At 65.4% G+C, this 24241-nt stretch carries 23 protein-coding genes and 1 tRNA gene; 10 read left to right on the top strand and 14 right to left on the bottom strand.

What is annotated here, in order from left to right; genetic code table 11:
* The first annotated feature begins 124 nt into the window (after positions 1-124).
* Positions 125-2980, top strand: a complete 2856-nt coding sequence (secA, locus tag B9Y86_RS01680) for a preprotein translocase subunit SecA (RefSeq protein WP_085482328.1) — start codon at positions 125-127, stop codon at positions 2978-2980.
* 41 nt (positions 2981-3021) lie between these two features.
* Here secA and B9Y86_RS01675 read toward each other — a convergent pair whose 3' ends face one another.
* The gene (locus B9Y86_RS01675; protein WP_228515241.1) at positions 3022-3525 is read right to left on the bottom strand and encodes an Rv3235 family protein; all 504 of its coding nucleotides are present in this window, start codon (positions 3523-3525) and stop codon (positions 3022-3024) included.
* A gap of 279 nt (positions 3526-3804) precedes the next feature.
* Here B9Y86_RS01675 and B9Y86_RS01670 point away from each other — a divergent pair, with 279 nt between their 5' ends.
* Positions 3805-4419 (top strand): hypothetical protein, encoded by a 615-nt coding sequence (locus tag B9Y86_RS01670; RefSeq protein ID WP_139824684.1) that lies wholly within the window; start codon positions 3805-3807, stop codon positions 4417-4419.
* A 31-nt stretch (positions 4420-4450) separates the two neighbouring features.
* On the opposite strand, the gene B9Y86_RS01665 is transcribed toward B9Y86_RS01670, so the two are convergent.
* Complete coding sequence (locus tag B9Y86_RS01665) at positions 4451-4732, bottom strand: helix-turn-helix domain-containing protein (protein WP_085482324.1); 282 nt, start codon at positions 4730-4732, stop codon at positions 4451-4453.
* An 86-nt stretch (positions 4733-4818) separates the two neighbouring features.
* Between B9Y86_RS01665 and B9Y86_RS01660 the strand changes: the two genes are divergently transcribed.
* The 3 genes from B9Y86_RS01660 to B9Y86_RS01650 are packed head-to-tail and all read left to right on the top strand — an operon-like array spanning position 4819 to position 8238.
* Positions 4819-5463 carry a hypothetical protein gene (locus B9Y86_RS01660; protein ID WP_085482322.1) on the top strand — a complete coding sequence of 215 codons (645 nt, stop codon included), beginning with the start codon at positions 4819-4821 and terminating at the stop codon, positions 5461-5463.
* A gap of 5 nt (positions 5464-5468) precedes the next feature.
* On the top strand, positions 5469-6740 hold the full coding sequence (locus tag B9Y86_RS01655; protein ID WP_085482320.1) for a CpaE/TadZ family protein: 1272 nt from the start codon (positions 5469-5471) through the stop codon (positions 6738-6740).
* A 4-nt stretch (positions 6741-6744) separates the two neighbouring features.
* On the top strand, positions 6745-8238 hold the full coding sequence (locus B9Y86_RS01650; RefSeq protein ID WP_085482318.1) for a sensor histidine kinase: 1494 nt from the start codon (positions 6745-6747) through the stop codon (positions 8236-8238).
* Positions 8239-8324: 86 nt separating this feature from the next.
* Here the strand turns inward: B9Y86_RS01650 and B9Y86_RS01645 are convergent, their stop codons facing one another.
* A complete protein-coding gene (locus tag B9Y86_RS01645; protein ID WP_044442296.1) occupies positions 8325-8573 on the bottom strand; it encodes a WhiB family transcriptional regulator in 249 nt (82 codons plus the stop codon).
* A gap of 204 nt (positions 8574-8777) precedes the next feature.
* Here B9Y86_RS01645 and B9Y86_RS01640 point away from each other — a divergent pair, with 204 nt between their 5' ends.
* Positions 8778-9218: a hypothetical protein gene (locus tag B9Y86_RS01640; RefSeq protein ID WP_244894586.1), complete on the top strand. Its 441-nt coding sequence runs from the start codon at positions 8778-8780 to the stop codon at positions 9216-9218.
* Positions 9219-9237: 19 nt separating this feature from the next.
* Here B9Y86_RS01640 and B9Y86_RS01635 read toward each other — a convergent pair whose 3' ends face one another.
* Entirely contained in the window at positions 9238-9588 is a 351-nt protein-coding gene (locus B9Y86_RS01635; protein ID WP_085482316.1) for a DUF2200 domain-containing protein, read from the bottom strand.
* Between the two features lie 18 nt (positions 9589-9606).
* On the bottom strand, positions 9607-10089 hold the full coding sequence (gene bcp, locus B9Y86_RS01630) for a thioredoxin-dependent thiol peroxidase (protein ID WP_085482314.1): 483 nt from the start codon (positions 10087-10089) through the stop codon (positions 9607-9609).
* A gap of 82 nt (positions 10090-10171) precedes the next feature.
* On the opposite strand from bcp, the gene B9Y86_RS01625 reads away from it, so the two are divergent.
* Positions 10172-10244 (top strand) — tRNA-Lys (locus B9Y86_RS01625).
* Between the two features lie 126 nt (positions 10245-10370).
* Here the strand turns inward: B9Y86_RS01625 and B9Y86_RS01620 are convergent.
* Positions 10371-11879, bottom strand: coding sequence for a DUF4878 domain-containing protein (locus B9Y86_RS01620; RefSeq protein ID WP_085482312.1), 1509 nt, complete (start codon positions 11877-11879; stop codon positions 10371-10373).
* Positions 11880-11909: 30 nt separating this feature from the next.
* Complete coding sequence (locus B9Y86_RS01615) at positions 11910-12941, bottom strand: alpha/beta hydrolase (RefSeq protein WP_085482310.1); 1032 nt, start codon at positions 12939-12941, stop codon at positions 11910-11912.
* A gap of 36 nt (positions 12942-12977) precedes the next feature.
* Here B9Y86_RS01615 and arfB point away from each other — a divergent pair, with 36 nt between their 5' ends.
* Positions 12978-13400 (top strand): alternative ribosome rescue aminoacyl-tRNA hydrolase ArfB, encoded by a 423-nt coding sequence (arfB, locus tag B9Y86_RS01610; protein ID WP_085482308.1) that lies wholly within the window; start codon positions 12978-12980, stop codon positions 13398-13400.
* Positions 13401-13438: 38 nt separating this feature from the next.
* On the opposite strand, the gene B9Y86_RS01605 is transcribed toward arfB, so the two are convergent.
* Positions 13439-13963 (bottom strand): CGNR zinc finger domain-containing protein, encoded by a 525-nt coding sequence (locus tag B9Y86_RS01605; RefSeq protein WP_085482306.1) that lies wholly within the window; start codon positions 13961-13963, stop codon positions 13439-13441.
* Positions 13964-13988: 25 nt separating this feature from the next.
* Here B9Y86_RS01605 and B9Y86_RS01600 point away from each other — a divergent pair, with 25 nt between their 5' ends.
* A complete protein-coding gene (locus B9Y86_RS01600) occupies positions 13989-14657 on the top strand; it encodes a LysE family translocator (RefSeq protein ID WP_244894585.1) in 669 nt (222 codons plus the stop codon).
* A 4-nt stretch (positions 14658-14661) separates the two neighbouring features.
* On the opposite strand, the gene B9Y86_RS01595 is transcribed toward B9Y86_RS01600, so the two are convergent.
* The gene (locus tag B9Y86_RS01595) at positions 14662-16455 is read right to left on the bottom strand and encodes a glycoside hydrolase family 15 protein (RefSeq protein ID WP_085482304.1); all 1794 of its coding nucleotides are present in this window, start codon (positions 16453-16455) and stop codon (positions 14662-14664) included.
* Between the two features lie 56 nt (positions 16456-16511).
* Between B9Y86_RS01595 and B9Y86_RS01590 the strand changes: the two genes are divergently transcribed.
* Entirely contained in the window at positions 16512-17888 is a 1377-nt protein-coding gene (locus B9Y86_RS01590) for a glucose-6-phosphate dehydrogenase (RefSeq protein ID WP_176223220.1), read from the top strand.
* A gap of 9 nt (positions 17889-17897) precedes the next feature.
* On the opposite strand, the gene B9Y86_RS01585 is transcribed toward B9Y86_RS01590, so the two are convergent.
* From B9Y86_RS01585 to B9Y86_RS01565, 5 genes are read right to left on the bottom strand one after another with little or no spacing between them, the layout of a single operon-like run.
* Positions 17898-19265: an AMP-binding protein gene (locus tag B9Y86_RS01585; RefSeq protein ID WP_244894584.1), complete on the bottom strand. Its 1368-nt coding sequence runs from the start codon at positions 19263-19265 to the stop codon at positions 17898-17900.
* A complete protein-coding gene (locus B9Y86_RS01580; RefSeq protein WP_085482300.1) occupies positions 19262-19963 on the bottom strand; it encodes a hypothetical protein in 702 nt (233 codons plus the stop codon). Before B9Y86_RS01580 ends, B9Y86_RS01585 begins: the two co-directional genes overlap by 4 nt.
* Entirely contained in the window at positions 19956-21926 is a 1971-nt protein-coding gene (locus B9Y86_RS01575; RefSeq protein ID WP_085482298.1) for a vWA domain-containing protein, read from the bottom strand. Before B9Y86_RS01575 ends, B9Y86_RS01580 begins: the two co-directional genes overlap by 8 nt.
* Positions 21923-22639 carry a hypothetical protein gene (locus tag B9Y86_RS01570; protein WP_085482296.1) on the bottom strand — a complete coding sequence of 239 codons (717 nt, stop codon included), beginning with the start codon at positions 22637-22639 and terminating at the stop codon, positions 21923-21925. The genes B9Y86_RS01575 and B9Y86_RS01570 overlap by 4 nt, the downstream gene beginning before the upstream one ends.
* On the bottom strand, positions 22636-24210 hold the full coding sequence (locus tag B9Y86_RS01565) for an AAA family ATPase (protein WP_085482294.1): 1575 nt from the start codon (positions 24208-24210) through the stop codon (positions 22636-22638). Before B9Y86_RS01565 ends, B9Y86_RS01570 begins: the two co-directional genes overlap by 4 nt.
* Positions 24211-24241: the final 31 nt, after the last annotated feature.

Below are 24241 nucleotides of genomic sequence, written 5' to 3'. Positions count from 1 at the left end.
GTCGGGCCTTCGTCGTGTTGAGTGCAGATTCAGGTGCGATTCCGGTGGCGTACAGACAAGGCAGGCTAGAATTGCTGGGATTGTCGGCCAAATGCGCCGCAATATCAGCAGTAGGAGACTCTCGGTGGCTTCAGTTCTTGAAAAGGTTCTTCGTGTCGGTGAAGGTCGCATTCTCCGCAAGCTCGAGGGCTACGCGAAGGCGATCAACGCACTTGAAGACGGGTTCAAAGACCTCACTGACGAGGAATTGAGAGAAGAGACCCCAGCGCTGCGCAAGCGCTACGAAGACGGCGAAAGCCTCGATCACCTGCTTCCGGAGGCGTTCGCAGCCGTTCGAGAGGCCGCACGTCGCACGCTGGGACTGCGCCACTTCGACGTTCAGCTCATGGGTGGCGCGGCTCTTCACCTCGGCAATATCGCCGAGATGAAGACCGGTGAAGGAAAGACGCTCGTGGCGACCCTGCCGGCGTATCTCAACGCGCTCACCAGCAAGGGCGTGCACGTGGTCACGGTCAACGACTACCTCGCGAGCTACCAGTCAGAACTCATGGGCCGCGTCTTCCGCGCCCTGGGCATGACCACAGGAGTGATCCTCTCCGGGCAGACGCCCGCCGAACGTCGCGTTCAGTACGAGGCCGACATCACGTACGGAACGAACAACGAGTTCGGCTTCGACTACCTGCGCGACAACATGGCCTGGCAGGCCAGCGACATGGTTCAGCGCGGCCACAACTTCGCCGTGGTCGACGAGGTCGACTCGATCCTCATCGACGAGGCTCGCACCCCGCTCATCATCTCCGGCCCTGCTTCCGGAGAGGCGAACCGCTGGTTCACCGAGTTCGCGGGTATCTCGACGCGCCTCGTGATCGACGAGGACTACGAGGTCGATGAGAAGAAGCGCACCGTCGGAATTCTCGAACCGGGCATCGAGAAGGTCGAGGACTACCTCGGCATCGACAACCTGTACGAGTCCGCAAATACTCCGCTGATCTCGTTCCTCAACAACGCGATCAAGGCCCGCGCGCTGTTCAAGAAAGACAAAGACTATGTGGTGCTGAATGGCGAGGTTCTCATCGTCGACGAGCACACGGGCCGTATTCTCGCCGGTCGCCGCTACAACGAGGGAATCCACCAGGCCATCGAGGCCAAGGAGGGCGTGGCGGTCAAGGCCGAGAACCAGACGCTCGCGACGGTCACGCTGCAGAACTACTTCCGCCTCTACGACAAGCTGTCGGGCATGACCGGTACCGCCGAGACCGAGGCCGCCGAGTTCATGTCGACCTACAAACTCGGTGTCGTCGCCATTCCCACGAACCGCAAGATGCAGCGCATCGATCAGTCCGACCTCGTCTACAAGAACGAGCAGGCGAAGTTCGACCAGGTCGTCGAAGACATCGTCGAGCGTCATGAGAAGGGCCAGCCGGTGCTGGTCGGAACAACGAGTGTCGAGAAGAGCGAGTACCTCTCGCGACTGCTCGCGAAGAAAGGTGTTCGACACGAGGTGCTGAACGCCAAGAACCACGCGCGTGAGGCTGCCATCGTGGCCCAGGCGGGTCGTCTGGGCTCGGTCACCGTCGCCACGAACATGGCCGGCCGCGGAACAGACGTGATGCTGGGTGGAAACGCCGAGTTCCTCGCCGTCGCCGAGATGAACTCACGCGGGCTGAGCCCGGTCGATACTCCCGAGGAGTACGAGGCCGAGTGGGACGCGGTGTTTGCGAAGGTCAAGGCCGACGTGCAAGAAGAGGCCGACAAGGTCGTCGAGGCCGGTGGTCTCTACGTTCTCGGAACCGAGCGCCACGAGTCACGACGAATCGACAACCAGCTGCGTGGTCGCTCCGGTCGCCAGGGAGACCCGGGCGAGAGCCGCTTCTACCTGTCGCTCACCGACGACCTGATGCGCCTGTTCAACGCCGGTGCGGCTGAGAGCCTGATGGGTCGCAGCAATGTTCCCGACGATCTCGCGATCGAGTCGAAGGTGGTGTCGCGGGCCATCCGCAGCGCCCAATCCCAGGTCGAGGGCCGCAACGCAGAGATCCGCAAGAACGTTCTGAAGTACGACGACGTGCTGAACCGTCAGCGCGAGGCCATCTACTCCGACCGACGCCACATCCTCGAGGGTGAAGACCTCGAAGAGCGGGCGCAGAAGTTCCTCGTCGATGTCGTCGACGACGTCATCGACACTCACGCGGGCTCCGGAACCGGAGACGATTGGGATTTCGATGCGCTCTGGACCGAGCTCAAGACGCTCTACCCCGTGTCGATCACCATCGATGAGGTCGTTGCAGAAGCAGGCGGAAGCAAGGGTCGCATCGACAGCGCCTTCGTGCGCCGAGAGATCCTCTCCGATGCGCAGCTTGCCTACAAGAAGCGTGAAGAGACGCTGGGCGAGACCGCGATGCGCGAACTCGAACGCCGCGTCGTTCTCTCGGTCATCGACCGACGCTGGCGCGACCACCTCTATGAGATGGACTACCTGAAAGACGGCATCGGCCTGCGCGCCATGGCTCAGCGCGACCCGCTCGTCGAGTATCAGCGCGAAGGATTCGCCCTGTTCCAGTCGATGATGGGTCAGATCCGCGAAGAGACCGTGGGCTTCTTGTTCAACCTCGACGTGCAGGTCAACACTCCCGCCGGAGAGGTCGACGCCCCCGTGGTGCAGGCCAAGGGTCTCGAGGACTCGACAGCGACCGAGAAGCTCAGCTACTCGGCTCCGAGCGATTCCGGTGGAGTCGAGGTGCGCAACGAGAAGGGCCAGATCGAGCAGGCGGCTACTGCTCGCGCGGCGAAGAAGGCCGAGGAGGAGTCCGCTCCTGTCGCTTCGGCGTTCTCGCGGGGAGCTTCGGCTCCAGCAGCTGCTCCGACATCCGGCCAGCAGGGCGCAAAGCGGCCCGCGTCGGGCCCCCAGGCCAAGCGGCCGAGCAACGCGCCCGCAGCCAACAACCGCGCAGACCGCCGCAAGCAGGGAAAGAAGAAGTAGCGCCCATCGTTGCCTGAGCTTGCCGAAGGGCAGGCGGTTCGTCAGAGAACGTTGATGGCGCTTGCGCGCCAACGCTTGTCGAGACCTTCGAGGCGTATGGCGACGGCCCTGGTGCGCGCTTTGCCGTGCACGATGACGACGCCTTCGACGACGCCGTCGGCGGGTTCGCACGTGATCGTGTTACCGATGCGAAACGACGGTCGGCCGACAGGTGCCCCTCGTGCCTGGCGTGCACGTGCCGAGAGGACGACTCGCTTGAGCAGATGCCTGTAGACATCGTCGGCAACCCATCTGGAGAGTTGATCGAGATCGCGTGCCCCGGCGAGAACCTCTAATACGCATCGAGCGAGGTTCTCCATCAGCGGGATCGGGTTCGGCAGAGAAGACGTCGACGTGGGCTGGGCATCGAAATACTCGAGATGCTCGGGCTCGGGTTGTGTCGGCGTCGTGGCATCGGTCGGTGGCTGCGGCACGGCGTGCAACATGGCTCGGCCCGGAGGCGCGCTTCGTTCGGTGGTCGCGTGTGCGGTGAGGTGACTCTGCATGGTGTCTTCTCTGGCGATACAGGCGGGCGAGAGGAAAAGAGCTGCGTGAGCAGGGTGCTGCGGCGAGCGCGGGCGCGCCACAGTGACCTCGGTGAGTCGGTCGTCCTGTTCATCCCCAGTTGGACTTGCGACGCACTGTCAGTGACAACAGTGATGTTCATACCCCCACTTGGGGGATATTTGGATACTAAACCAGCTTTCAACTCATGGTGTCTACAAGCCTTTCTGCCCTGTGGATAGATCCCGCGGGTGCTCGTCCAGACCGGTTACCGTTCCTTCATGCGATGGGACAACCTGTTCTCCGATCTCGAAAGCCAACTCGAGTACGGCCTGAACGCCGAGGAGAACGACCTTCACGAGGAGGAAGAGCGGCTTCGGTTGGGCCGACTGTCCCTGCGTGACAGGCTCTGTCAGCTGGTGGCCGTTTCCGATCGTGGAGCGAACTACTCGATCGCCTTTGTGCTGGCGGGAGGAGTGGCCCTGTCGGCAAGGGTGAAGACCATCGGCAAAGACTGGTTCGCAGCCGACGTCGCCATCGTCAGTGGCGCAGAGCGCGGACAGCGTCAGAAGCAGTGCATCGTCCCGTTTGGAGCTGTGCAGGGGCTGTCACTGACGAGAAGGCAAATCCGGCACTCGCTCGAGCCGCACTCCCAGGAGGAGCACCGCCCCATCACCGACAGGCTCGGCCTGGCGTTTCTCTTGCGTGACCTCTGCCGACGGCGAACGACGGTCGAAGTGACGCTTCCGACGGAGTCTCTCTTCGGAACGATCGACCGCGTGGGACGCGACCACTTCGATCTTGCGATACACGAGGCCACCTCGCCGCGGAGGGATGCTGCGGTGGTCGGCTACCGCGTGATCTCTTTCGACTGCATCGTGATGATCACGGTGTGATGCTCAGACCTCCAGCCTCGGCAATCGAGGATCAGCGCCTGATGATGCGCCCGTCTGACAGCTCGGGCAGCGGCGCAGCATCGGATTGATTCCAGAGCGAGAGTCGTCGGCTTTCTTCGTACATCGCCTCGATATACGACTCGAGAACTTCTCGTTCGATGCGCCAATGCCCGCTTGCTCCCACTTTGATCGCCGGCAGTTCGCCCGACCGAACGAGGGAGTACACCTGCCGTGCAGAGACGTTCAACACGTCGGCCGTGTCGGCCAGAGTGAGGAAGCGACCGAGTCGATCAGGAGAATCGGGTTCGTTCATTCCTCAATTATGAAACCGCCTCGTCGCCCCGAACAGGCCTGTGGATAACTTTCCCACCATTCGTCGAACCTTGGCACGATGTGCGTATGGACCGATCAGCTCCCCGTGTCAGGGCTCACCGCTCGTTCGTTTTCGATCCCCGTTTCATCATCGGACTGGTTCTCGTCGTCGTATCGGCGCTCGGCGTCACCTGGCTGGTGGCCACGGTCGATCAGACCGTCGACGTCTATGTGGCGTCAGCCACCCTCAATACGGGCGAGCGTTTCACCATCGACGATCTTGCCGTAGCGCACGTGCGACTCGGGTCGGCGGGCGAACACTATCTCGAGCCGGCCGATATTCCGGCCGACGGAGTCGTCGCCGTCCGGCCTATCGAGAAAGGTGAACTCGTACCGAGGAGCGCCGTGGGTGAGGTTCGTGCGGGTGATGAGGCGCAGGTCGTCGTCACCGTATCCGGTCCCATCCCGTCGATTATCGATCGATCTTCTCGTGTCACGCTCTGGGCCTCGGCCGCCTCCGACTCGGGCACGACGTTCGAGGCCCCTGTAGTGCTGGTTGCCGAGGCCGAGGTTGTCTCGGTGATCGAGCCGACCGGCATCGTCGCATCGGACAGCGAGATGCGGATAGAGCTCAGAGTTCCGCGGGGGTCGGTGGCATCCGTGCTCGAAGCTATGGCAAACGGGGCGGCTCTCGCGATCGTTCCCGACGACGAACCGTTGGCAGCGCGGTGACCCGGATGCTGACGGTCATCACGTGCCTCGCCGACGCCGCAGATGAACGGCTCATGCGTGAGATTCGTTCTACCGATCACGACGTCGCCGCTCGTGTCGGCTCCGCCCACGAAGTGATCGATGCGATCCGGGGCCGTGCTGTCGATGGCGTCATCGTCTCGGCGACCCGGCGGCACCTGTCGCTCGACGTTCTCGCGGAGGCCGATGAGGCGGGTGTGCGCATCGTGGCCGTCGCCGACGGCGACGCTGAGCGACGATACGCCCTTTCGCTCGGACTGTTCGAGGTCGTCGACGTACACGCTCCATGGAGTGACATAGAGGCGCTGCTGCGCGGAGGAATTACTGTGCCTCACAGTGCGGCTCCACCACGAGGCGCCGGCACCGTGATCGCCGTCTGGGGGCCGGCCGGTTCGCCAGGGCGCACGACCATCGCCATTCAGCTCGCTTCCGAACTCGCGCTTCGAGGCAGAACGGTCGCATTGGTCGATGCTGATACCTACGGGGGAGCGGTGGCGCCCAGCCTGGGCATGCTCGATGAGTCTCCGTCTTTCGCAGCCGCCTGCCGCCTTGCATCGCGCGACAGCCTCACGCTCGCAGAGTTGGAGCGGGTCGCTTCGCGCTACACCTCTCCTCGCTCGGAATTCTGGATACTGAGCGGAATCGGCCGAGCGTCTCGGTGGCCCGAACTCGGAACGGATCGTGTGGCGAGCGTACTCAGCACCTGCCGTCAGTGGGTCGACTACGTCGTCGTCGACACCGGGTTCAATCTCGAAACAGATGAGGAGATCGCGAGTGACATGTTCGCACCGCGCAGAAACGCCGCGACGCTGGCGGCATTGCGCCAGGCCGATCATGTTGTCGCTGTGGGCTCGGCCGACCCGATCGGCCTCTCACGGTTTCTGAGGGCCCATGTCGATCTGCTCGAACAGGTCGAGACAGCGCAGATCTCGGTCGTGATCAATCGTCTGCGTGCCAGCTCGGTCGGCAGCAATGCCCAGCATCAGGTGCAGCAGACTCTGAGGCGATTCGGCGGGCTCGACAATGCCGTCTTCGTGCCCCTCGACGTGCCCGGGGTCGACTCCGCTGTGCTCTCGGGCAAGACCATCCACGACGCGGCTCCCCGTTCTCCCGTTCGGTCGGCGATTGCGCACCTGGTCGACGTCGACATCCTCCCGCCGTCGGCACAGGCCACGTCGCGAAAACAGACGCGACGAGCTGCTCGCCAGCGGGCGAAGACAGGGCCGCTGCAGACCCTGCGCGCACGTCGCCTAGGCTAGGCAGGTGTCGACGCTCAGTGATCTCGTACTTGCCCAGGGCCGTTCCTCCGAAGCCGATGTCGAATGGCTGCATCTGCTGGTCAGCGACTGGCAGCTTCTGGCCGACCTCGCGTTCGCAGACATCGTGCTCTGGGTTCCGACCGACGACGACTCTTTCCTCGCCGTCGCCCACGCCCGCCCGTCGAGCTCGGCGACTCTCTTCTACCGCGACTTCGTCGGTCAGAAGATCAAGCCCGAGTGGAACACCCAGGTCACCGAGGCCTTCCGCAACTCCGTGATCGTCGACACGGCGGCCCCCGACTGGTACGAGGAGACTCCGACGCGAGTGCGCGCCGTTCCCGTGCTTCGACGCCTTGTGCCCAACGACCGGCAGACGACCGACAACCCCATCGCGGTCATCACTCGGCACACCAATCTCAGCGAGACGCGCACTCCCAGCCGCCAGGAGCTGACGTTCAACGAGTGCGCCAACGATCTCTTCGCCATGATCGGCACCGGCGATTTTCCCGACCTGGGCGCCCCGACCGGGCCGCGTCGAGGCGCACCTCGCGCATCCGACGGTCTGATCAGGCTCGACGCCGACGGGATCGTCACGTTCGCGAGCCCCAACGGCCTGTCGGCGTTCAACCGTATGGGCTTTCCCGAAGAACTCGAAGGCCAGTCGCTAGCGGAGGTCACGACGACACTTCTCGGTGGCCGACTCGAGGTCGACGAGTCTCTGCCTCTTGTGGTGACGGGTCGGGCGCCGTGGCGCACCGACATCGAGGCCAAGGGCGTCACGGTGTCGCTTCGTGCGATTCCGCTGCGGCTGCAGGGCACTCGCTTCGGCGCGATCGTGCTGTGCCGCGACGTGACAGAGCTGAGGCACACAGAGCGTGAGCTCATCACGAAAGACGCGACGATCCGCGAGATCCACCATCGGGTCAAGAACAACCTGCAGACGGTCGCGTCGCTCCTGCGCATTCAGGCGCGCCGAACTCACTCAGAAGACGCGAAAGACGCTCTGACTCAGGCCATGCGGCGGGTCGCGGCGATCGCCGTGGTGCACGACACCCTGAGCGAGGGGCTCAACCAGCGCGTCGACTTCGACGAGGTATTCGACCGAGTGCTGCTGCTGGTGGCCGAGGTCGCCTCGGCGCACAACACCACTGTGCATCCGAAGTCCAGCGGGAGTTTCGGCATTCTGCCCAGTGAGTACGCCACCCCACTCGCGCTGGCCCTCACCGAACTCGTCACGAACGCCGTCGAGCACGGACTTGCCGGGCAGGAAGGTCAGGTCGAGATCGTGGCCACCCGTTCGGAAGAGAACTTGACTGTCGAGGTGCGCGATAACGGAACCGGCCTGCCCGAGGGCAAGGTCGGCTCCGGGCTCGGCACGCAGATCGTGCGAACCCTCATTCAGGGCGAGCTCGGCGGCACCATCGACTGGCACACGATGGTGGGCTCGGGCACGGTCGTGACGATCGAGATCCCGTTCCGCTGGCTGACGAAGCCGTAGCACAACACGAACGAGCCGCGATTTCTCAAGCTGTCGTGGGTAAGAACAACAGCCCGCGAAATCGCGGCTCGTGTGTGCGGTGCGGGTTAGGAGGCGCGGCGGGCGCGGGCGGCGCGACGCTTCAGAGCGCGACGCTCGTCTTCGCTGAGTCCACCCCACACGCCCGAGTCCTGACCGGTCTCGAGGGCGTACTGCAGGCAGATCTCGGTGACCGTGCAACGTGCGCACACGGTCTTGGCCTTGTCGATCTGGTCGACAGCGGGGCCGGTGTTGCCGACGGGGAAGAACAGCTCGGGGTCTGCGGTGAGGCAGGCTGCTTTGTCGCGCCAATCCATGGGGGTGCTCCTTATAGTGCGGAAGCTTGGGCTGCCCTACGGTTGTAGAAAAAGGCTCGGCCTAAGATTCGGGTGAAGGTCAATGGCACAGGGACTGCTGCAGAGAAAAATCTGCATCCACCCACGTCACTGTGAGCAACATTGACCTCAAATATGGTCGCATACTGGTAATTGCAAATCAAGACTTTTCTAGGGGTAACGGCTGTGAGTGAACCGCTGAATTCGAAGCCAAATCCGGGTGAACAAGTATCGGATCAGTCGTCGCGACGACCGATTCTGTTGATCGCCCTGTCTGTGGTGCTCGCCGCCGAAGCTGCTCTCGCGACGGGTGTCACTGTCTGGCTCGTCTTCGAACTGCTCACCGCCACCCCGGATTCGTTCGCCTCGGCCGTGGTCATCCTGCTTCTCGCCGCGGGTCTCGCGTGTGCCCTATGGGCGATGGTCGTCGGCCTTCTGCGCAGCCAGAGTTGGGTGCGGGGTGCGGCATTGACGTGGCAGCTTCTGCAGATCGCGGTCGCGATCGGATGCTTTCAGGGCGTTTTCGCCGTACCGTCGCTCGGGTGGGCGCTGCTGGCTCCTGCGGTCGTGGCCATCCTTCTGCTCTTGAGCCCGCCCGTGGTGGCGGCCACGCGCAGGCTCTCTTAGCTGACGCTGCGAATCGTCATCAGGAGCGCAGGATGGAGGTCATCTTCTTTCCGCGACCGACCTCGTCGACGAGCTTGTCCATGTAACGGATCTTCTGCATGAGAGGATCATCGATCTCTTCGACACGGATTCCACAGATCACACCCGTGATGAGTGACGCATTCGGATTCAAGGCCGGGGCTTCCTCGAAAAACTGCTCGAGCGTCACCTCCTCGGCGATGACTCTCTCGAGCTCGATCTGGCTGTAGCCCGTCAACCATCGAATCACCAGGTCGACATCTGACGGGTTCTGGCCTTTGCGCTCGGCCTTGGCCACGTAGTGCGGATAGATGCTCGCGAAACTCGTACTGAAGATGCGATGCCGTTCCACGGCCCGGTTCCCTTCTGATCAGCTATCGATGCCCAGCTTCTTGCGCAGCGAGGCGACATGGCCCGTCGCTTTGACGTTGTAGAGAGCGAGTGTGATCACGCCGTTCTCGTCGAGCACGAACGTGGAGCGGATAACCCCGGTGACGGTCTTGCCGTAGAGGGACTTCTCGCCCCATGTGGCGTAGGCCTCGTGCACGGTCTTGGCGGGGTCGGAGAGGAGCGGGAAGGTGAGATTCTGATTCTCTTTGAAGGCCGCGAGCTTGGCGGGCTTGTCGCGCGAGACGCCGAGCACCTGATAACCGGCGCTTGAAAGCGAATTGAGGTTGTCGCGGAAGTCGCATGCCTGCGTGGTGCATCCGGGGGTGTCGGCCTCGGGGTAGAAGTAGATAATCGTCTTCTTTCCGCGGAAGTCGCTGAGCGACACATCGGCGCCATCCTGGTCGAGGAGGGTGAACTCGGGGGCGGGTGTACCCGCGGTCAAGCGCGAAACGGTGTCGGTCATGGTTCTCCTCGGTATCGAAGCGTCGCACGACGCTCATATCTCATGGTAGTGTTTTCCCTCGGCGCCGCAGTTTCGCGCCAAGGCACCTCTAGCTCAATTGGCAGAGCAACTGACTCTTAATCAGTGGGTTCCCGGTTCAAGTCCGGGGGGGTGCACCGAAGGCCCGGAATCATCACGATTTCCGGGCCATTTTTCTTTTTTCCTCGGGCTGCACGAAAAAACCCGAGGTCGTTGCGACCTCGGGTTTTCTCGTTGTGATGCCGGCGCTCGCGCCGCTTAGATCAGTCCCACTTCACCACCGGGTTGTCAGACGCCATGTCGACCGAGGGCTTTCCGAGTGACGGGGCGAAGTAGATCGAGCAGCGCCCGGTCGCTCCGTCTTTCGTGCAGTCCGCGGTAACAGACGGCGAACCGATGTACTCGCCCTCGACCAGCGTGGGGTTGTCGTAACTGGGCGTGGCCTTCATCGAGTCGACCGTCGCGTTCTGGTCGGCGCTGAGGCTACGAGTGATCGTGCCATCGGTCAGCTGCGTGCCATCGCTGATGGTCGCGGGAATGTCGATGCCACAACCGGCCGCCAGGGTTGTCGAGGCGATACAGGCGTCGACCGCCGACCTGACGAGGCTGTGGAACTGCTGCAGAGCCGCGTCCGTGAGGGCGGGCTTGATCTCGCTCGTATCGGCAGACGAGTAGGACTCCGTGACGGTCACCTTGGTCGGCCCCGTGAGCGTGAAGTTCTTCAGCGAAGTAGCCAACTCGTAGGTTCCCGGGAAGACGTCGACCTGTTCGGCGTCGACGGCCACGCCGTTGATCGTCAGACCGAGTCCGTCGAAGGAGCGCGTGTAGATGGAGCCGGTGCCGCCGCTGATCTCCCACTTTCCGTCGCGGTCGTAGTCGGAGGCGGTGAACGTCGTGCTGACTTTCTCGCCGTTCAAGAGATACGACGCCGTCACGTCGGCCGAGCCGCTCTTGTCGTCTGACTTGGGAACCGTGATCTTCGTGATCGGGCCGAGCTTGTTCGACGCCTTGAGGGCTTCGTCGGTGAGCAGCGTGGAGTCACCGCTGGGAGACGAGCTGAGGTAGCTCAGTGCCGTCTTCGCGTCGCTGTCTGCGATGGCAGTGAGATAACCCTTGACCGCATCGGACGGCGACGACGCCTCGGCTGAGGGCTTGTCGCCTCCGCCGCCTCCGCCGCCAGGGGTGCCACCGATACGGGATACGCCGAAGCCGACAGCGATCACGAGCAGAACGACCAGCACGATCGCTCCTCCGACGATGCCGATGATGGCGCCGGTGCCGAGCTTGCCCTTCGGCTTGTTCGGCGGCGTGTATGCGCCAGTGGGCTGTGAGCCGTACTGCGGTGATGCGTACGGGGCGGCTCCGGGCTGGGGAGCAGCGGCATACTGAGGCGGCTGCGGCGCACCAGAGGACTGCGGGGCGCCCGGAGTCTGTGGCGCGTATGGCGCGGCCGGTGCGTGGCCTGTCGATGGAGGAACGTACGGCCCCTGGGAGGCGGGCGGCGCCTGCGGCGCGGATGGCGCTTGGGGCACGGACGGCGTCTGCGGCGCGGATGGCGCCTGAGGCACAGACGGCGCCTGGGGTGCAGAGGGCGCCTGGGGTGCCGGAGGCTGCTGCGGTGCCGGAGGCTGCTGCGGTGCCGGAGGCTGCTGCGGTGCAGGGGGCTGCTGCGGCGGGGTTGCCGGCGCGTCAGGCTCGGCGGCCGCGCCGGGGAAAGCGGGCAACGGTTTCGCTCCGTGCTGGTCTGGGGCCTTGTCGTCGTTGTCGCTCATCGGATCCTTCTCACTTGGGGGGTATCGGCTTTATACAGTGTGGCGTCTCACGAAGTCGATTGCGACGCTCAGTGCGGCAAGTCCTTCTGGTCGGTCGAGGTCGAATTGATATTCGTGCGGCAGCGCGGGCTCGTGATCATGGGGCCAGAACAGTCGCGTCACGTCGACCCCGAGCGATACGAGTCGATCAGCGAACGGTTTCGCCTGGGCATCGGTGAGCGGATCGCCGTTGCCTCCGCTGATGAAGGTGGGCGGGAAGGCCGCTGTCGCTCGGTGCATCATGGACATCTCTGCGAGAGCGGGTGACATGGCGAAGCGCAGCCCACCCACGTAGGCCCGCAGCGCCGTGCGGTTGCCCCATCCGATGATCCCGGTCGAGTGCAGCAGGCCCGACATCTCGTAGATGCCGCAGTGCAAGATCACGCCACGCAACCGGTGAGCCGCCAATCCGGGTCGGATGCCGAGTTCGGCCGCGTACGTCGGGTCGGTGATCGCCGTGGCCAGCTGGCTCGAGAGTTGGGCGCCCGCGGAATCCCCGGCGAGCACGATGCGATCAGCGTCGACATGCAGCTCAGCGGCGTGGGCGACGAGATAGGCGTGGGCGTCGTTCAACTGGTGAAGAGCGCCCGGGTACCGGCTCGCAGGCCCGCGCGTGTAGTCGAGGCTCACCACGGTGAAGCCCGCTGCAGCCAGCAGTTCGAAATATGGCGCCGCGTTCGCCCGGCTGCCCGAGATCCACGCGCCGCCGTGGGTCCAGATCACGGTCGGTCTGGGCGCCGACGTGCCGGCCGACCAGTAGGCATCCAGCAGCGCGTGCGGGTCGCGAGGGCGATACCGGATGCCGGTGGCCCGGTCGACCCCGCCGGGTGAGTGTGCGCGCAGGGCCTTCAGAACGCGCGCACCGTCTCGCTCGAAGACGGAGCGCACGATCAGGGCGGATGGCCAGGGGCTCAGCTTCCACGCAGCGGCCGCAATACCGGCCGCCAGCGCCGCCAGCGCCGCCGCGCCGACGACCGTGAGGGCGACATCGCCCCGCTGCCCAGCGCTTCGACGAGAAGTCATGAGGTCAATTGTGGCCGATCGTGCCACGCTTGCACCATGGATCTCGAGGTGGTGCCCGACCTCACCATTCCAGCCGCAGAGCTCGAGTGGCGGTTCTCGCGCTCGTCGGGTCCGGGCGGCCAGCACGTCAACACCTCTGACAGCCGAGTGCAGCTCACGTGGGACGTGGTGAATTCCATCGTGCTCAGCGAGTCGCAACGGGAGCAACTCATCAGCAGGCTCGGTCGACGTCTCGTGGCTGGTCGCATCACGGTGACGGTATCCGCCCAGCGCTCGCAGCTTCGCAATCGCGAGACCGCCCTCGTGCATCTCGGCGAGCTCGTGCGGGACGCACTGGCGCCTCCCGCGGCTCTGCGACGCGCGACCAAGCCGACGAGGGGTTCGGCTCGACGCCACCTCGCGGGAAAGAAGCGTCGGTCAGAGACCAAGCAGCAACGTCAGCGGCCGTCGGCCGACTAGGCGTGCGGTCGCGTTAGTCGAACGCGCCTCGAGCAGGTTCAGGGCGATTGCAGGCGGGCCCTGTGGCGCCTGACGGCGTCCCTGCTTCCGCACCGAGGCGAGCAGTACCGTTGCGTGCCGTTGCGTGACACGTCTACGACGACATTCGTGCACGGTGCCGCGGCGCAGCGCCCGAGGCGAGTCATGCCGCGAGTGGTCAGGTGAAGAGCGGTCCCGACCATGAAAACGGCTCTGAGTACGCGCGGGAGATCGTTGTCGACGTCGCGGTAGTGCAGGTGCCACCCCTCGCCGTTGTGGTCGGTCAGGCGAGGGTAGGCCGAGGCGACGGCCATCTGTTCGTTGAGAATCGCTGCCCGATCGTCGGGCGTGCCCGCATCGACGACGCTCAGCCAGGTGTCCAGCACCACACGGCAGCGGATGTGGTCCTCCGCTCGTTCGGGAAACGGCATCGTCATGCCGAACTCCCGAGTTCGATCGACGACTCGTGAGCGCTTGCTGGGCCAGCCGTTCGCGAGTGACTGTGCAAGGAGGACCGCGTACTCGCCGTAAGGGTTGAGGTGCATAAAGGCATTACACCATGGTGGGAATGTGACTCTCGCGACACTGGCTTCTCCCGTCTCCGCAGCTGCTGCTGTGGCCATGGTCTTCACGGCCCTGACGATGGTTCTCACTCCCGGTCCGAATATGATCTACCTCACGTCGCGCAGCATCAGTCAGGGACGCCGGGCCGGGCTGATCTCTTTGGCGGGGACCGGGCTGGGCTTCATCATTTACATGCTGATGACAAACCTGGGGCTGGCTGTTGTGTTCGTAGCTGTTCCGTGGCTATTCATCGGGCTCAAGGTCGCGGGAGTCGCCTACCTCGCTCACCTGGCGTGGCAAGCCCTGCGCCCGAGCGGCCGAGGGGTGTTCGATGTCCGTGACCTGTCCCGCGACAGCACTGGCCGCCTCTTCCGCATGGGTCTGACCACCAATCTGCTCAACCCCAAGGCCGCGATCATGTACCTGACAGTGATCCCGCAGTTCATCGATCCCCAACGGGGTCACCCGCTTCTGCAGGGACTCGTACTTGGCCTGCTCCAGATCGCCGTCAGCCTCGTCGTCAATGCGCTCATCGTCATGGCTGCTGGAGCGATCGCGAGTTTCCTCGCGCGTCGCCCGAGTTGGGCGACATGGCAACGACGCACAACGGGAGTCCTGCTCGGCACCGTTGCGCTGCTCCTTGCCGGTGAAGTACCAGATCGCGCCCGGATCTGACGCTTCAGTTCTCTTCGGTCGTCGGCGGTGAGAAGCGGGCGATGGCATCCGCCGCGCGCACCAGAGCAAGGTGCGACAGGGCCTGGGGAGTGTTGCCCATCTGTCGGCCGGCAGCGGCGTCGTATTCCTCCGAGAGCAGTCCGACGTCGTTCGTGAACGAGACCAGTCTGTCCATGAGTGTCACGGCATCGGCAAGACGGCCCGACCCGGCCCACTGCTCGGCCAGCCAGAACGAGCAGGCGAGAAATGGATGCTCGCCGGCCGGCAGACCGTCGACGGCGCTTTCGGTGCGATAGCGCATCACCAACCCGTCGTTCAGGAGGTCGCTCTCGATCGCCTTCACCGTGCCGAGCATGCGCGCATCCGTCGGGGTGCAGAAGCCGGTCTGGGGCAGCAGAAGCAGCGATGCGTCGACCTCGGTGCTGCCGTAGTACTGCGTGTAGGTGCCGCGTTGGGCATCCCACCCGTTCTCTTCGATTTCGGCCCGCACCTCGTCGCGCAGCTTCTCCCACCGGTCTGCGGGGCCGTCGAGCCCGAACTCGCGCACGCCGCGCACCGCGCGATCGAGTGCCACCCAGATCATCACGCGCGAGTGCGTGAAGTGCTGCAGTTCGCCTCTGATCTCCCAGATGCCGTTGTCGGGCCGAGTCCAATTGTCTTCGACGAAGCTCATGAGCGCCCTCTGCAGCGGCCAGCTGAACTCCGTCTCTTCTGCGCCCGCGAGACGTGCCTCGTGCAGAGCCATCATCACCTCGCCGATCACGTCGGCCTGATACTGCAGCGCGGCTCCGTTCCCGATGCGCACCGGGGATGCGCCCTGGTATCCGGGCAGGCTCGTGATCTCGCGCTCGGGCAGCTCGCGTTCGCCGGCGAGACCGTACATGATCTGGATGTCGGCGGGGTCTCCTGCGATGGCCCGCAGCAGCCAGCCGCGCCAGGCGACGGCCTCGTCGGCGAAGCCGTGAGAGAGCAGCACCTGCAGCGTGAGCGAGGCGTCGCGCAGCCACACGTAGCGGTAGTCCCAGTTGCGCACTCCGCCCTGCGACTCGGGCAGAGAAGTGGTGGCGGCGGCAACGATGCCGCCGGTGTCCTCGTGGCTGAGAGCACGCAGAACGAGAAGCGAGCGGATGACCTCCGGCCCGTACGGTCCGTCGTGGGTGAGCGACTTCGACCATTCGGCCCACCACGCCTTCGTCGCTGCCAGGCGCTCATCGAAGTCGAGCTGCTGTGGCGGTTGCCTGTGCGATGGATACCAGGTGAGCGAGATGTCGACGTGGCTTCCCTCCCGAACCGCGAACCGGCCCTGGTGCCGGGTGTCGGCGGCGGTGAGCCGGGGACCCCGACGCACCAGAGCATCCGGCCCTGCGATGGCCACGAGCATCGGATGGCCGTTCTCGCTCGATTGCCGCATCCACGGCACGGCCGTCGCGTATCCGAATCTGATCACCAGCTCTTCGAGCATCTCGACGTGCCCCGAGACACCGCGAACTCGACGCAGAACGTCGGCGCGCCGGTCACCGTGCGGCATGAGGTCGGTGATCTCGACCACACCCGTCGGGGTCGTCCAGGTCGTGACCAGCACGAAGGAGTTGCCGTCGTAGACGCGGGTGGCCGTCGCCTCGGGCGAGGTGGGCGCGAGCAGCCAGCGCCCGTGGTCCTCATCGCCGAGAAGAGCGCCGAATGTCGAGGGGGAGTCGTAGCGGGGGAGGCAGAGCCAATCGATGCTTCCGTCGCGACCCACGAGGGCTGCCGTGTGGCAATCGCTGATCAGGGCATAATCTTCGATGGCCAGGCTCATGACCCCATCCTGGCACCATCCAGCTGTGAGCAGCGCCGACGACTAGCCTGTCTACCATGTCGAAGAAACTGTCATCGTTGATCATTCTCGGAGCGTCGGGAGACCTCACCTCGCGGCTGCTTCTACCGGGTCTCGGCCAGCTGCTCGACGAGCAGAATGAGCGTCATCTGCAGCTGATCGGCGCGGGAAGCGCCGACTGGAGCGACGACGATTTCAAGAAGGTCGTCGACACGGCGTTCACCGCCGTCGACTGCACGGGCCCGTCGGGCGACCACACGCGCACCACGGCGAGCTACGTCAATGCAGATGTCACCGACCCGCTCGTACTGCAGCGACTCATCGACTCGTGCGATGCTGCACCCGCGATCTACTTCGCTCTGCCGCCCGCCGTCGCCGTTGCAGCGTGCAAGGCGCTCGAACAGGTCAAACTGCCCGCGGGTCTGACCCTGGCCCTCGAGAAGCCGTTCGGCACCGACGTCGCGAGTGCCGAGGCATTGAACGCGCAGTTGGCCCGTCTGGTTCCGGAGAACCAGATCCACCGCGTCGACCACTTCCTCGGCCGGTCGACGGTCTTCAACCTGCTCGGCCTGCGGTTCGCCAACCGCATGTTCGAACCGATCTGGAATGCGGAGCACATCGAAAAGGTCGACATCGTCTATGACGAGCAGCTCGGACTCGAGGGCAGGGCCGGCTATTACGACACCGCCGGCGCCCTCATCGACATGATTCAGAGCCACCTGCTGCAGGTGATGGCGGTCGTCGCCATGGAGCCGCCCTCGACGCTGGGTGCCGACGATCTGCGCGACGCGAAGGAGATCGTGCTGCGGGCTACGAGCCTCCAGGGCGGCGACGCGTCGGCCTCGTCGAGGCGCGCCCGTTACACCGCGGGCGAGGTCGATGGACGGGAGATGCCCGCCTATTCGAAGGAACCCGGTGTCGTCGCGTCGCGCAAGACCGAGACGCTCGCCGAGGTCACCGTGCAGATCGACACGTGGCGATGGATGGGCGTGCCGTTCACTCTCCGCAGCGGCAAGGCGCTCGCGGAGCGTCGTCGTGAGATCGCCATCACCTTCAAGAAGGCGAATCGCGTGCCGACCGGGCTCACCGGAACCGAGCATCCGAACGTTCTGCGCATCTATCTCGCGCCCGACAAGATGTCGCTCGAACTCAACGTCAACGGACCGGGAGACCCGTACGAGCTCGAGAAGACGCAGCTCGAGGCGATGTTTGGCGACGGCCAGCTGCTGGCCTACCGCGAGGTGCTCGCAGGCATCCTCGACGGAGATCCGTCGCTCTCGGTGCGGGGTGACTCGGCCGTCGAGGGGTGGCGTATCGTCGCCCCGGTACTCGAGGCGTGGCGCGCTGACGAGGTGCCCCTCGACAGCTACAAGGCCGGCTCCGACGGGCCTGCGAAATGGACGCGCATCGGCTAGCGATGGTCGCTACGCGAGAGACACGTAGCGGCGCGGCTTGCCCTCGCCGAGTTCTGCCAGCGCGCCCCGACGATCGACCGTCACGGGCTGGCCGAGCAGCGCCTCGAGCGCGGCGGCTATCCGGCCCGCGTCTCCGCGCGCGATGACGGCCTCGACGCCGCCCGACGCATCCTGGGTCACCGACCAGCCGTGAGCGCCGGCGGCCTGCAGCTGCTGCGTGAGGTCGACGCAGGAGACTCGTGAGCCATCCTTTGCGAGAAACGTTGTGGCCTCTCGCCCCTCGAGATCGGCGATCGCGAGACGCCCGTCGACCTCGACGAGCCGCCCGAAGTCGCTCGTGCGATAGCGCACGAGCGGCAGCAGGGGGTTCTCGCCCGCGGTCACGACGATCTCACCTCGTTCGCCCTGGGGCACGGGCAGGCCGTGGTCGTCGACGATCTCCACGTGAACCCGACGGCCGAGAACCACGAACGGTCCGCCGTCGGCACTGGATGCGATGGGCCGGGTCTCATGCAGACCGTAGATGTCGATCACGGGGCAGCCATATGCCGCGACCAGATCTGCTCGCAACGCCCCACTGAGCCCCATCGCGCCCGAGAAGATGACGAGCGGATGCAGCACCGCAGCAAGCGAGGGGTCGAGCAGTTCAGCAAGGCTGGTGGGACTGCCGCTGATCGCCTGCGGATTCTGCGCCTCGAAGAAGCGGGCTCGCACGATGCGGTCAGGCCACTGGCCATCGGCCAGGTTGAGCCGGGCCATGGTCGCCTGCTCGAACGAACTGATCACCGACGCGTAGGTGAAGGCCTGACGCTGATGCACCACATGGGCGAGCGCCATCCGCTCGGGGTCGGGCCTCCACTCCACTCCCTGCTCTGCCGCGAGAGCTACGAGCAGATGGAAGGTTCGCGCCGTGTCTTCGATGTCGTCGGGAATGAGAATGGCCCGGCCTGTGCTTCCCGAGCTCGATCCGTGCACGGCCTGCTCAAGGTCGGCGTCGAGCGGCACGAAGGCCGAGACATCGTCGACCAGATCGTCGCGGCCGATGAGGGGAAAATCGGCGAGGGCGACCAGCTCGGCGGCACGCCGTCGATAAGCGGGCAGGCGGCGGGCCACCTCGAGATGTCGCTCGAGCCAGCCATCGACAGGCAGAGGGGTGCGCACCCGACGCGCGGCTTCGGCGCTCAGTCTGTCGCCGGTCGCGTGCACCCAGGCCGGGGCGAACGGATGCGTGCGCAGCGCCTCGAGGCGTCTCGCGCCCGTCGGCGTCAGACTCGGCCAGCGCTCCGTGTCATCGAGCGCTGTCTGACCGCCGGGAGTGTATTCGGCGATGGCGAGCGGATCGTCTGGCCCCTGGCTCGCCTGCATCATGTCGCTCATTCGTGCGTGTACCGGGCGGCGGCCTCCCGGGCGCGCGCCTCCTCCAGTTTGCGCGTGACCTCGAGGCGGTGCGCGTGCTCCGCTGCCGACGCGGCCAGGGCGCCGTTGCGCTGCAGAGAGTCCCTCATGGCCAGCAGGGAGCTCGCCGTGTCGCGATCCTCGCCCGCTGGCAGCTGTCCCGACCAGAACAGAAACGTGCGCGCCGCCTCATCGCGTCGCTCGGCGTCGCTGATCCACTCTGAGGGATCGACCACCGGCGCGAGCCGGAATGCCATCGCGGCCAGCGCTCGAGCCGCGTGTCCGCGCGCCAGTGGGGGAACCAGCGGTCCGAGCTCTTCCTCGCCCGCCCACAGCCACAGGGCTATCGCGGCGCCGCGACGAGCGGCCGATGACCCGGTCGCGGTCACGTCGTCGAGCACGGTCACGACGTCCGTCGATTCTTGTGTGCGCCCGCGGTCCGATTCGAGAATGTCGCCGGCCAGAGCGACGACTCGAACCCGGTCGTCGAGGAAGGTCTTCGGCACAGCGCCGATCCGGCTGGCGACAGCGTCGGCCGAAGGACCGGGCGTCATGTCGGCCCAGACGGCATCGACATTCTCAACGCGGGCAAGCCAGAGCTGCAGCAGTGCCTCAGCTGAGCCGGGGTCGGGCCCAGAAGCTGCTGCTGGTGTTCCCTTGTCTGTCGACCGATCAGCCACGACGTCCTCCCGGGGTGGTGCCATCGGATGTGCGGGGTTCGGCCAGGCGCTGGGCAAGACGAGCGCAGGCGGCCGGTGCGTCGTCCATGGTGCCGAGGTACTCCACGTCGTAACCGGCCGCGGCAGCGGGCTCCTTCATCTGGTGCCTGGGGTCCTCGACGATCAGCGTGCCGCTGTCGAGCACCCGACGCACCTCGAGCGCCGTTGTGGCGTACTGCTCCTGGCCCGTGCCGAACATCGAACGAAGCCCATCGTCGGAGAGAACCACGACATGCCTCCGTGTGGCGGTGCCGTGGGTTCCTCGGTCGGCCCGGGTGTCGCGGTATCGGCTGCCGTAGACATCGAGAGGAAAAGTCGTTCCTCCACCGAAGTAGAAGGTGAGATCGCGCAGCGCCTCGGCGCGGTCTCGGGTGAAGCGAGCCCCGCCGGCCACCTGGCCGGTGCCGGCGAAGGACGTCACCCGAACCCGTCCTCCGCCGCGCAGCACGCTCAGGATCAGGATCGTTCCAGCGAGCACGGCGGGAGAGCCGACATGTGGAGCTCGCATAGAGCCGGAGGAGTCGATGTAGATGTCGAGTTGCACGCTCTCACGCTGGTCGGGCGGTGCATCGGGCAGCAGCGCGCGAAGCCGGGTGGTCACACCGGGTACGACGGTGGAGTTCGTCGACAGCGTGGCAGCCCAGTCGAGCGACGCGATGTCGTCGTCGATGCTCCACTGTTCGAGAGCTCCGGGAATCGTCTCGTCGACAGAGTTCGGGCGTGACGAGGGCTGGGTCAACGGCTTCACCCAGCGCTTGGCGGCCGTGATGTACCAGGCCGCGATCACCGCGTTCGGGTCGGCGGACGAGTAGAGCTCGAGCGTTTCGGCCACTCCATAACCCTGACCCATGGCGTCGCCGCCCGATCGAGAATCAGTCGGCTGCGTGCCCTGCTCTGTCGAAGGATCAGCCATGCCGCCCGATTCTCGGGCCTTGATGACCGCCGGATGCTCGGGCACCTCACGCAGTCGCGGGTCGCCGAGCACCTCTTCGAGCTCGCCCGCCGACGGCGGCGCGCCATCCGCCTGACCGGCGCATCCACCGTCGCTCGCCCGCCCGACACCGCCCGACGGCCCAATCGAGCCGCCCGCCGCCGTCAGATAGGGAGCCAGCAGCATGCCGAACCGCAGGGCGCCGCTCACCGGGTCGTCACCGAATGTTCGCACCGTCTCGGCCAGCAGGCTCGCGTCGAGCTCCGGATTCGTGACGACGAATTCGGCCCACTGAGCCTCGGCCGCAATACGTGCATCGACCGCGGCGGCCTCGGCAACAGCCTTGACCCGCTGCGCCTCGTTTGTCGTCGCCTGCGGCGTGGTGGGCGCCGCGCGCTCCGTCGATCTCACGGGTCGCGGCGGTGGTGAGGGAGGGCAGAGGAATCCCGCGGGCTTGCTCCACAGCACCTCATAGGCTCGCAGAACCACCCACCACAGCTGGTCGGCCGTCGGCACCGACGAGAGCACACACCACATGCGGATCATCTCCGGATCGACTCCCGGCTCTGCGTCGCGCTGGCGTTGCATCGCTGCGACGCGGGTATTGATCAGCATGTCCGACCAGAGGTTCGACAGCATCTGCGCTTTCGCGCCTGGCTCGGGAATGAGGTCGCGTCCTGTCGCGGCGATGGCCCGGTTCATCTGCTGGGCTATCGCGAAGGAGGTGACGCGAGTGCTGGGCGACAGCACGTGGTGGCCGATCTCGTGCGCGAAGATCGACTCGTAGAAGGCGCCCACCCCGTTTCGCTCCGCCTCGCTCGGATCGACGACGACCTGAGGTGGAAAGGAGAACCAGGCAAACGACGGCATGTGCGCCCCCGGCTTCAACTCGGGATCGTGCAGATGCACGCCCCAGAGCGCCTGCGCGCTCTCCCAGGCCACCCGCTGCCGCTCGTCGAGTGCGTGCTCGCGGCGTGCGAACAGCGGAGTCATGCGGCCTGCCCCAGAACGAGCCAGGCGATGTACGAGGTGTCGAAGACGGCGAGTCTGGTCGGCCATGCTCCGGATGCCGGGGGTTCGGAGGGCCGCTCGGTCTCAGGACCGGTGCCCGGCTCGGCCCGGCTCAGCCTGGTGCCGAAGATGTCGGCCTCGAGGCGCCAGAGTTCGCCGTCGGCGAGTGTGATGAGAAAGTCTCCGTCTGACGACAGCTGCTCAGCGCTTGCCGGGGGAGCGGTCCAGGGACCGCCGAGTCCTCGAAATCCGCCCACGCGAGCGACGACGACCTCTCCTGTGCCGCGCGCGGGCCATCCGAAGGGGCTTTCGGCCTGGCATCGGACGAAGTCCGACAGCTCGCTCGCCTGTAGGCCGAGGGCGCTCGCAAGCACCGAGTCGGCCACGGATCCGCTGTCGAGCGCCTCGGTGAGTCGGCCCAGCGCATCCTGTCTCAGATCGAGCACGCCCGAGCGCCACGCGGCCAATGAGGCGAGGGTGAGCACCGTGTGCGGGAGAGGCTGCTCGGTCGTCGATTCGCTTCGATCGAGGTCGATCGCGGTGGCGAAGAAACGGTCGAACAACTCGGGGTCACCGCCCCACGACACGACGTTGTCTCTCGCGAGTCGAGTGTCGAATCCCTCGAAAGAAGCGATCTCCGGTACCGCCGCAGGACCGAGCGTGTCGTTGACCGCATGACCCGCTCGTCGGATCATCGGGGGCGACTCTCGAGCCATTGCAGGTAGTTGGAGTAGCGCTGGTGCAGATACTTCAGTGCGATCAGGTCGTCGAAGTGTCGGCCATAGAGCTTCCTCTGACGCGAGATCACCTGAATCTGCGACTCGATCGCGGTCAGTCTGCGCGATGCCTCCACCTGGCTGAGGCCGTCGAGACCCTGCGCGAAGGTGGAGAGCAGGTCGCCCACGGGATCGGCCTTGGCGAGTCCGAGCGAGGCGAACTGACGGCAGGACTGCTCGAACAGATCGGCGAGCCAGCTGACCTGGTCGGTGGCGAGCTCACGATCGGCGCCGATCTCGAATCGGGGATGGAGCTCGTTCGGCAGCAGCTTGCCGCGAAGTGAGAAAGGCAGCACCGCTGCGACATCATCGAGGCCGACGGCCGCAACCCCGCGGAAGTAGGCCATCGCCTTGGCATAGGTGATCAGAGACTGCAGGGCGCGGGCAGACAGGCTGTTCGTGGTCTGGGCGCCGATGTCGACCTGTAGATCGGCGCCCGTATTGCTGTCGATCGCCTCGCCGACGTGGCCGCCACCCGTCATCACCGTGTCTTTGGTGCGGTACTCGAAGCGGCGTCCGCCGTGTTGCACGAACTCGAACTGGCTCGCGAAGAACTCGAGTTGTCGACGCACCATGTGCGGAACAGGAACCGCCCGGATAGCCGCCGCCAGAGCCTGCTGCTCGGCGGGCGCGAAAACGAGTTCGGTGGGAACGTGCTCTTCGGGCTTCTCGCCTGCCTCGACCCGAGTGATGAGCTCATCGAAGAAGCGGCTGTTGAACCCGAGGGCAGCAACGGTCACGTCGACACGGTCTTTGAGAGCCTGGATGACGGGGAATGTTCCACCGCCGGCATCGTCGTTGGCCGTGAAGAACCAGCTCTCGACGCCGGATTCGGGTGCCGTCGAGAGCATCTGGTCGTAGCTCTCGACGTAGCCTTCCGCCACCATGGTGAGAAGGGCGGACTGGGTCTTGGTGGGAATCCGGTTGTATTCGTCGATGATCTTGACCGGTCTGGTTAGCCAGCCGCGCCAGGCGATCTCGATCTCGGGGAGGCTCCCTGCGTTGACGAGGTCGCGCGGCAACGGCATGCCCACGAGATCGCTGACGGTGAGCTGCGGCTGGCCCTGCTGCACGCTGCGGCGAACGTCTTGCGGCGTGCTGCCGGCGATCACTCCCATCAATACCGCGAGCGTCGTCTTGCCGCGCCCGGGTCCGCCCACCAGCAGACATTTGCCGCCCAGGGCGAACGTGAGCAGGGGCAGCAGGACATTCGACGAATACGACTGGTCCGTCGGCAGGTGCAGCTCGGCGCCGGCGTCTCCCAGGGGAAAACTGAGCGGTGCGTCGAACGAGAACTCGATGTCGTAGAACGGCGAGATGACCGCTCTGTTGACCAGCCAGTAGTAGACCTGCCGCAGCTTCTCGTCGAGCGCGGCGGTCGATTGCGGCGCCTGCTCCCTGAACAGGTCCTCCGCGGTGAGCCCCGGGTGAGACGCTCCCACGCCGGTGCGCGTGGGAGAGGCCGAGATCTTGTTCCAGCGATTAGGCATGATCTCAGTTTAGGAACGCGCGGGTCTGCGG

Origin of the sequence: Agreia pratensis (assembly GCF_900177685.1) — a bacterium.
GTDB classification, from domain to species: domain Bacteria; phylum Actinomycetota; class Actinomycetes; order Actinomycetales; family Microbacteriaceae; genus Agreia; species Agreia pratensis.
This window is presented reverse-complemented; position numbering and strand designations above follow the sequence as displayed.

Bases quoted from the DNA above. Each gene is read 5' to 3' on its own strand.
- B9Y86_RS01675 (WP_228515241.1), bottom strand. From the start codon at position 3,525: ATGCAGAGTCACCTCACCGCACACGCGACCACCGAACGAAGCGCGCCT.
- B9Y86_RS01670 (WP_139824684.1), top strand. From the start codon at position 3,805: ATGCGATGGGACAACCTGTTCTCCGATCTCGAAAGCCAACTCGAGTAC.
- B9Y86_RS01665 (WP_085482324.1), bottom strand. From the start codon at position 4,732: ATGAACGAACCCGATTCTCCTGATCGACTCGGTCGCTTCCTCACTCTG.
- B9Y86_RS01660 (WP_085482322.1), top strand. From the start codon at position 4,819: ATGGACCGATCAGCTCCCCGTGTCAGGGCTCACCGCTCGTTCGTTTTC.
- B9Y86_RS01655 (WP_085482320.1), top strand. From the start codon at position 5,469: ATGCTGACGGTCATCACGTGCCTCGCCGACGCCGCAGATGAACGGCTC.
- B9Y86_RS01645 (WP_044442296.1), bottom strand. From the start codon at position 8,573: ATGGATTGGCGCGACAAAGCAGCCTGCCTCACCGCAGACCCCGAGCTG.
- bcp (WP_085482314.1), bottom strand. From the start codon at position 10,089: ATGACCGACACCGTTTCGCGCTTGACCGCGGGTACACCCGCCCCCGAG.
- B9Y86_RS01620 (WP_085482312.1), bottom strand. From the start codon at position 11,879: ATGAGCGACAACGACGACAAGGCCCCAGACCAGCACGGAGCGAAACCG.
- B9Y86_RS01615 (WP_085482310.1), bottom strand. From the start codon at position 12,941: ATGACTTCTCGTCGAAGCGCTGGGCAGCGGGGCGATGTCGCCCTCACG.
- arfB (WP_085482308.1), top strand. From the start codon at position 12,978: ATGGATCTCGAGGTGGTGCCCGACCTCACCATTCCAGCCGCAGAGCTC.
- B9Y86_RS01605 (WP_085482306.1), bottom strand. From the start codon at position 13,963: ATGCACCTCAACCCTTACGGCGAGTACGCGGTCCTCCTTGCACAGTCA.
- B9Y86_RS01595 (WP_085482304.1), bottom strand. From the start codon at position 16,455: ATGAGCCTGGCCATCGAAGATTATGCCCTGATCAGCGATTGCCACACG.
- B9Y86_RS01590 (WP_176223220.1), top strand. From the start codon at position 16,512: ATGTCGAAGAAACTGTCATCGTTGATCATTCTCGGAGCGTCGGGAGAC.
- B9Y86_RS01585 (WP_244894584.1), bottom strand. From the start codon at position 19,265: ATGAGCGACATGATGCAGGCGAGCCAGGGGCCAGACGATCCGCTCGCC.
- B9Y86_RS01575 (WP_085482298.1), bottom strand. From the start codon at position 21,926: ATGACTCCGCTGTTCGCACGCCGCGAGCACGCACTCGACGAGCGGCAG.
- B9Y86_RS01570 (WP_085482296.1), bottom strand. From the start codon at position 22,639: ATGATCCGACGAGCGGGTCATGCGGTCAACGACACGCTCGGTCCTGCG.
- B9Y86_RS01565 (WP_085482294.1), bottom strand. From the start codon at position 24,210: ATGCCTAATCGCTGGAACAAGATCTCGGCCTCTCCCACGCGCACCGGC.